Annotated in this window: 6 protein-coding genes; 4 read left to right on the top strand and 2 right to left on the bottom strand. The window is 66.6% G+C overall.

The annotated features are described in order from the left end of the window. On the bottom strand, positions 1-1,787 hold a 1,787-nt coding region (locus PKA57_RS12230; protein WP_324300930.1), incomplete at its 3' end, for an ATP-binding cassette domain-containing protein. An 81-nt stretch (positions 1,788-1,868) separates the two neighbouring features. Beyond that, positions 1,869-3,944 carry a penicillin-binding protein 1A gene (locus PKA57_RS12225; RefSeq protein ID WP_324300928.1) on the bottom strand — a complete coding sequence of 692 codons (2,076 nt, stop codon included), beginning with the start codon at positions 3,942-3,944 and terminating at the stop codon, positions 1,869-1,871. Positions 3,945-4,096: 152 nt separating this feature from the next. Between PKA57_RS12225 and PKA57_RS12220 the strand changes: the two genes are divergently transcribed. From PKA57_RS12220 to PKA57_RS12205, 4 genes are all read left to right on the top strand, one after another. Then, complete coding sequence (locus PKA57_RS12220) at positions 4,097-4,564, top strand: YcgN family cysteine cluster protein (protein WP_324300926.1); 468 nt, start codon at positions 4,097-4,099, stop codon at positions 4,562-4,564. Positions 4,565-4,805: 241 nt separating this feature from the next. Then, the gene (locus PKA57_RS12215) at positions 4,806-5,393 is read left to right on the top strand and encodes a hypothetical protein (RefSeq protein ID WP_324300924.1); all 588 of its coding nucleotides are present in this window, start codon (positions 4,806-4,808) and stop codon (positions 5,391-5,393) included. Next, complete coding sequence (locus PKA57_RS12210) at positions 5,284-6,591, top strand: terminase family protein (RefSeq protein ID WP_324300923.1); 1,308 nt, start codon at positions 5,284-5,286, stop codon at positions 6,589-6,591. Before PKA57_RS12215 ends, PKA57_RS12210 begins: the two co-directional genes overlap by 110 nt. A gap of 95 nt (positions 6,592-6,686) precedes the next feature. After that, a partial coding sequence (locus PKA57_RS12205) for a phage portal protein (RefSeq protein WP_324300980.1) occupies positions 6,687-7,792 on the top strand: 1,106 nt, incomplete at its 3' end.

Here is a 7,792-nt window from a genome sequence, read left to right as displayed (position 1 = left end):
CCTGCGAGTGTCTCGCGCTTCAGTTCGATCTCGAGCCAGCTTTCCTCCGCCTCGGCGAGTTCGGACCTGAGTGCGTCGTGGCGGGCGGTGATGCGCGCGAATGCCTCCGGGTCGCGGGCATAGAGGTTCGGATCGGCGAGCTCTGCCTCGAGCTTTTCGATCTCGGCCTGGAGCTTCGGCATCTTCGCGCCAAGCTCTTCGAGCAGGCGCGTCTCCTTGTAGCTGAGCTTGGTCGCGGCTCGTGCCCGCTCGGGCTTCGCTTCCGCCGAGGGCGCAGGCTTTGCCGCTGTGAGCCTTGCCGGGGCGCGCGCTTCCATGAAACGCAGATAGTCGGAATAGCCGCCGGGATATTCCTCCGCCTCGCCGGAGCCATCGAGCGCGATGACGGAACTGACGACGCGGTCGAGGAAGTCGCGGTCGTGGCTCACCAGCAGAACGGTGCCGTCATATTCGGCGAGCATCTCCTGAAGGAGATCGAGCGTCTCCATATCGAGATCGTTGGTGGGCTCGTCGAGAACGAGGAGGTTCGAGGGCCTGGCGAGCGCACGCGCGAGAAGGAGCCGGCACTGCTCGCCGCCCGAAAGCGCCTTCACGGGCTGGCGCGCCTGCGCCTCGCGGAAAAGAAAGTCGCGCAGATAGGAAACGACATGGCGCGGCCGTCCGCGCACCATGACCTGATCGCCGCCGCCTTCGCAGAGCGTCTGCCAGAGGGTCGCTTCCGGATCGAGCGAAGCACGCGACTGATCGACGATGATGGGCGTAAGGTTCGTACCCAGACGGATTTTGCCGCTGTCGGGCGCGAGGTCGCCCATCAGCATCTTGAGCAGGGTAGACTTGCCCGCGCCATTGGGGCCGATAATGCCGATCTTGTCGCCGCGAAGAATGCGCGTGGAGAAATCGCGGATGATGACGCGCTCGCCGAAGCTCTTGGAAATGTGTTCCGCCTCGATGACCAGCGTACCGGACGACTGTCCGGTTTCGACGGCGAGGGCGGCGCGGCCCGCGTGCTCGATCTGCCGGGCGCGTTCCTCGCGCAGCGCATGGAGGCGGCGAAGCCGACCCTGATTGCGCCTGCGCCGGGCGCTGATCCCTTCACGCGACCATTGCGTTTCCTGCTCGATGAGGCGGTCGAGCTTCTGCTGCACGACCTCCTCGTCGGCGAGTATCTGCTCGGACCATTCCTCGAACTGCGCGAAGCCCTTGTCGAGGCGGCGCACCGTGCCCCGGTCGATCCAGAGGCAGCCGGCAGCGAGGCGGCGCAGAAAGGCGCGGTCATGGCTGATGAGGACGAAGGCGCCCCGGAACTGGGCGAGGCGGCCTTCGAGCCACTCGATCGAGGGAAGGTCGAGATGGTTCGTCGGCTCGTCGAGAAGAAGAATGTCGGGCGCATCGGCGAGCACGCGCGCAAGCGCCGCCTTGCGGCCCTCGCCGCCGGAGAGTGTCGCCGTCGCCTTGCCGGGGTCGAGGCCAAGCTCGTCGAGCACGGCTTCCGCCTCATGCGGCGCGGCGCCGCCCGCCGTCACATAGTCGAGAACGCTTGCCGCGCCGGCGAAGTCGGGCATCTGCGAAAGATAGGCGACGCGCGTGCCGGGCTGGAGAAAGCGCTCGCCGCCATCGGGCTCGACGAGGCCGCCGGCGATCTTCAGGAGCGTGGACTTGCCAGCCCCGTTGCGCCCGACAAGGCAGAGCCGGTCGCCGGGGCCGATGGCAAAGCCCGCCCCGTCGATCAGGACCTGATCGGCGAATGCGACGCGAATATCGCGCAATGCGAGAAGGGGCGGGGCCAAGGCTTGTTTCCGGAAATTCCTCAAGGCCCGCTATATGGCGCATCGGCGCCCGCGAGGCAATGGCGCGGGAGGGCGTCTCGCTCAGCGCGGGCGGCCGCCGCCGGGCTGAAGCGTCTCGCCGCCGCGCCGGAAGCCCGCGCCCCAACCGCCGCTCCGCTCCTTCGACGCCTCGACCTTGGGGGCGGCGGCGAAGAGATCCGAGAGCTGCGCGAGGAAGCCCTTGAGCGGCGCGTGGAAATCCTCCTCGGCGACGGGGATGTCGCCATCGGCGCCGGGCAGCGCGGCAAGCGGAACGCCGGTTTGCGAGGCTTGCATGTAATTGTGCCAGGCGACGGCGGCGAAATTGCCGCCAGAGACGCCCTTCATCGGCGAGTTGTCGTCATTGCCGAACCAGACGCCGGCGATCTCGTTGCCCGTATAGCCGACGAACCAGGCATCGCGATTGTCCTGGCTGGTGCCCGTCTTGCCCGCGGCGATGCGCGCGCCGAGATCGGCGCGGATGCCGGTGCCTTCGGTGATGACGCGCCGGAGCATGAAGGTCATCTCGCGGGCATGGCGAGGATCGACGATCGCGACCGGAGCCGGACTGTGCCGGTAGAGCGTTTCGCCCGCGGGCGAGGTGATCTCGACGATGCCATAGGGCTCCGAGCGGCTGCCATCGTCCATGAAGGTGGAATAGGCGGAGGTAAGCTCCATGAGCGTTACTTCCGAACTGCCAAGCGCGATGGAGAGATTGTCCTGAATGGGCGAGGTGATGCCGAGGCGCTGCGCGGTGTCCGCGATCGCCTTGACGCCCACGCGCTCGCCGAGCTTGACCGCGACTGTGTTGATCGAGCGGGCGAGCGCCTCGGTGAGCGTGACCGTGCCAGCGAATTTGGCGTTCGCGTTGCGCGGCGCCCATTCGCCGAGGGCGACGGGAGAGTCATCAATTTCCGTATACGGAGTGAAACCCTGCTCGAGCGCGGCGAGATAGACAACGGGCTTGAAGGCGGAGCCGGGCTGACGGCGGGCCTGTGTCGCGCGGTTGAACTGGCTCTGGAGATAGGAGCGGCCGCCGACCATGGCGAGCACGGCGCCATCTGGCGAAAGGGCGATGAAGGAACCCTGGCCGACGGCGCGCTTGTCCGCGCCGGTCAGAATGCCGCGCATGGCCGCTTCCGCCGCCGCCTGCCGCTTGGGATCGAGCGTCGTGCGGACGGTGAGCCGGCCATGGGCATCGGGCAGGAGCGCCTTCACTTCATTGGCGACCCAATCGACGAAATATTGCGGACCGTCGCGCTTGTCGCGCTCGGCCACGATGGCGGGATGGGCGCGCGCGCCGGCCACTTCCTCCGCCGTCAGGTCGCCATTGTCGACGAGCCGGTCGAGCACCTGATTGGCGCGGGCCTGCGCGAGAGCGAGGTCGTTCGTCGGCGCGAAGCGCGACGGCGCCTTCGGCAGGCCCGCGAGGACGGCCGCTTCCGAAAGGGAGACGTCGCGCGCGCTCTTGCCGAAATAGTAATGCGCGGCCGCATCGATGCCGTAATTGCCCGCGCCCATATAGACGCGATTGAGATAGAGAGTGAGGATCTCGTCCTTGGAGAAATTGGCCTCGAGCCAGAAGGCGATGATCGCCTCCTGCGCCTTGCGCCAGAAGGTGCGATCGGAATCGAGATAGAGGTTCTTCGCAAGCTGCTGGGTGATGGTGGAGCCGCCTTCGACGACGGAGCCCGAACGCAGATTGACCCAGGCGGCGCGCAGGATGCCGCGCGGATCGACACCCCAATGGGAATAGAAGCGGCGATCCTCGGTGGCGATGAATGCCTTGACGAGATAGGCGGGGAGTTCAGCCAGCGGCACGATGGGCGCCGTGGAGCCGCCGCGGCTTCCGATCTCCTGTCCCTCGGCGTCGAGCACGGTGACCGCGAGCGCGCCTTGCGGCCCCATGTTCATGTCGCGCTGAACCTTGGGTAGGGTGGCGAAGACGAGAAGGCCGACGAGAAGGACGCTTGCCGTCAGAAGAAACGAGGCAGCCCGGAGCGCGAGACGGAACGGACGGCGCTTGCGCGGCCGCCTTTCTGCCGGATCGCCATCCCGGAAATATTCCTCGGCCGGTTCCTCGTAGTTATCCGCCACGTCGATGTCCCCCTTCGGCGCCCATTGCAGCGCAAGCTTCATGCCGCCCGGCCGAGCCTTCTCGGGCGTCCGCGCGCGAAGATTGCCGCCGTTTGTGCCGGGATTAGGGCAGGAATGGGGTGAAACCGGCACAATTGTGTTTCAATCGGGGACGGGGCTTGACCGCGAGCCTGCCAGGGGCTTTGGTCTCCCGCATGAAGCACAAGTCCGACAAAGAACCCTTCTGGAAGCGCAAGACGCTGGAGGAGATGACCCGCGCGGAATGGGAATCGCTCTGCGACGGCTGCGCGAAGTGCTGCCTCGTCAAACTGGAAGACGAGGACACGCTGGAAATCCTCTTCACGGATGCGGTGTGCAAGCTCCTCGATGGCAATAGCTGCCGCTGCACGGATTATGCGAACCGCTCGAAGCTCGTGCCCGATTGCGTGCATCTGACGCCGAAGATCATTCGCGAGGTGAACTGGATGCCGCCTTCCTGCGCCTATCGGCTGATCGCGGAAGGCAAGGACCTGCCCTCATGGCATCCGCTCGTCTCGGGCGAAACGGAAAGCGTTCACCGCGCGGGCATGTCGGTGCGGGGACGAACGATCTGCGAGAGCGAGGTCGAGTTCGAGGACATTTGCGATCACATCGTCGAATGGCCGACGGACATAGCGGACTGAAAAAAGTGCCGCCCGCGAGATATCCCCGCTTGGCAGCGTGACGCTCGCTCCCCATCTGCCTCCCATCTCCGGAATTGCGTCTCGACAGGCGCCCGAGCGATCGGGCATGCGCAGCGAATGAAAAACTCCGTCGACTGAGATATCCCCAGTTGGCAGCGTGACGCTCGCTTCCTATCTTCGGACCATCTCCGGAATTGCGCCTGACCGCCGGTTCGCCGGCGCGAAAATCGGCAAGGAGTTCATGACAGGCAAGAAGCGGCAGACGGGCGCTCGCGCGCGCGGCAAGGTGCGCGACAAGGCGCGCAATTGGGCCGAAATCAGGCGCGACTATGAAGACCTGTCGATTCCGGTCGCGCTGACGGCGGCGAAGGCGGGAATGACCCCGCAAAAGCTCGTGCGCCATGCAGCGAACGAAGGATGGAGAAAGCGGACGGCGCGGGCCAATGCGACGGAAACGGCGAAAGCCGGGCCGATAGCCGCCGAACGGAGCGGCGAGAACCTGCGGCCGACGAAGCTCGTGGCGCGGTTGAAGCGGCTCATCGCCCGCGAGATCGAAGCGATCGAAGGCGAGAGCACAGCGAGGCGCGACGCGGCCGAAAAGGAGCGCGACGCGCGAAGGCTCTCGTCGCTCGTGCGCTCTCTCGAAAAGCTGAACGACATCAGGATGGCCTCGAGATCGAAGCGCGCGAAGGGACAGGACAAGCGGGAGGAGGATGGAGATGCGCTCAGAGCAGAACTTCACCGCCGCCTCGCTCGCCTCCGCGCCGGAGAGGGTGAGAACGGAATTTCTCTCGAGCCTGACGGGCAAGGAGGCAGCCTGGCTCAATGAGCATTGGCCCTTCTGGGCGCGGGCAGACCAGCTCGCGCCGGAGGGCGAGTGGACGACATGGCTCGTGCTTGGCGGGCGCGGCGCGGGCAAGACCCGCAGCGGCGCCGAATGGGTGCGCGGCGAGGTGGAAAGCGGATGCGCGGGCCGCATCGCGCTTGTCGGTGAAACCTATGGCGATGTGCGCGAGGTGATGATCGACGGGCCTTCCGGCCTGCGCGCGATCGGGCCGGAGCGGATGAGGCCTCGCTTCGAGGCCTCGCGCAGGCGGCTCCTCTGGCCGAACGGCGCCATCGGCTATGCCTTTTCGGCATCGGAACCGGACAGCCTGCGCGGACCGCAATTCGACGCGGCATGGGCGGACGAGCTTGCGAAATGGCGGCATGCGGAGGCGGCGTGGGACATGCTGCAATTCGGCCTGCGCCTCGGCGAGCGGCCGCGGCAGGTCGTGACCACCACGCCGCGCCCGGTGCCGATCCTGAAGCGGCTGATGGCGGAACAAACCTGCGTGGCGACGCGGGCCTCGACCAGCGCCAACCGCGCCAATCTTGCCGAAGCATTCTTCCGCTCGGTCATCGCGCGCTACGAGGGCACGCGGCTGGGGCGGCAGGAACTCGATGCCGAGCTGATCGAGGACAATCCGGATGCGCTCTGGTCGCGCGACGTGATCGACCGGACGCGGCTTCGCAGCGCGCCGGATCTCGTGCGCGTCGTCGTCGCCGTCGATCCGCCGGCCACGAGCGGAGCCAATGCGGATGAATGCGGCATCGTCGTCGCGGGCCTCGCCGCGGATGGCCGCGGCGTCGTGCTCGACGACAGGTCGATGGGCGGGCTGACGCCGCTCGCCTGGGCGAACAGGGCGGCCAAGGCATTCCGGGACCATGAGGCGGATCGCATCGTCGCCGAGGCGAATATGGGCGGCGAGATGGTCGGCGCGATCATGCGGCAGGTGATGCCGCAGGCGCCGCTCCGGCTCGTCAGGGCAACCAGAGGCAAGCTCGTTCGAGCGGAACCCGTCGCGGCGCTTTATGAGCGCGGCCTCATTGCCCATGTCGGCGCGTTCGCAAAACTCGAGGACCAGATGTGCGACTTCGTGCCGGGATCGGGCCGAAGCCCCGACCGCCTCGACGCGCTCGTCTGGGCACTGACGGATCTGATGCTTGAGGCGGAAGCAGGCGCGCCAAAGGTGCGGCGGTTGTAGACGAGCCTGCGGCGCGACAAATGCTTTCGAGACGGAAGAAGGAAAACCGGATGTCGGCAGACATAATGGCGGGGCCATGGGCGAAACTTGCGGCGATGATGCGCGAGGACGCCCTTGTGCCGCGCCCGCGCGAGGAGAAGGCGAGCCGGACGGGCCCGCTCGTTGCGCTCACTCTGGCGGGAAGGGCGGTCTGGACGCCGCGCGACTATGCCTCGCTTGCCCGCGAGGGCTTCGAGCGCAATGCGGTCGCCTATCGCTGCGTCCGCATGATCGCGGAGGCCGCGGCGAGCGTGCCCTGGCTTCTCTATGACGGCGCGCGGGAGCTTGACGAGCATCCGCTGCTGAGTCTGCTCGAACATCCGAATCCGCATGAAAGCGGAGCCGATCTCTTCGAGAGCTGGTACGGCCATCTCCAGGTTGCGGGCAATTCCTATATGGAACTCGTCGAACTCGACGGCACGCCGCGCGAACTCTATGCGCTGCGGCCCGACCGCATGAAGGTGGTTCCCGGGCACTCCGGTTGGCCGGAGGCTTATGAATATTCCGTCGATGGAAGGAGTGTCGCCTTCGCCTACGACCCGGCGCGCGGCGAAGCACCGATCCTGCATATGCGTCTCTTCCATCCCACCGACGATCACTATGGCATGAGCCCCATCGAGGCAGCGGCCTTCGCTGTCGATATTCACAATGCCGCGGGCACATGGAACAAGGCGCTGCTCGACAATGCGGCGCGGCCCTCCGGCGCGCTCGTATATCGGGGGGCCGAGGGGCACGCCAATTTGAGCGAGGACCAGTTCGACCGGCTGAAGCGCGAACTCGCGGAGAATTATCAGGGCGCGATCAACGCCGGGAGACCGCTTCTGCTCGAAGGCGGGCTTGAATGGATGGCGATGGCGCTGACGCCGAAGGACATGGACTTCACCGAGGCGAAACGCGCGGCGGCGCGCGAGATCGCACTCGCATTCGGCGTGCCGCCCATGCTGCTCGGCATTCCCGGCGACAATACATTCTCGAACTATCAGGAAGCGAACAGGAGCTTCTGGCGGCAGACGGTGCTGCCACTCGTCTCGCGCACGGGCCGCGCGCTGACGCGCTGGCTCGGAAGCCAATATGGCGATGGATTGCGGCTCGGCTTCGACGCCGATCAGATCGAGGCGCTCTCGGCGGAGCGCGAGGCGCTCTGGGCGCGGGTGACGAAGGC

The organism is Parvibaculum sp. (assembly GCF_035325945.1).
In the GTDB taxonomy this organism is placed as follows: Bacteria; Pseudomonadota; Alphaproteobacteria; order Parvibaculales; family Parvibaculaceae; genus Parvibaculum.
The sequence above is the reverse complement of the archived record's forward strand: the minus strand, read 5'-3'. Positions and strand labels throughout refer to the sequence as shown.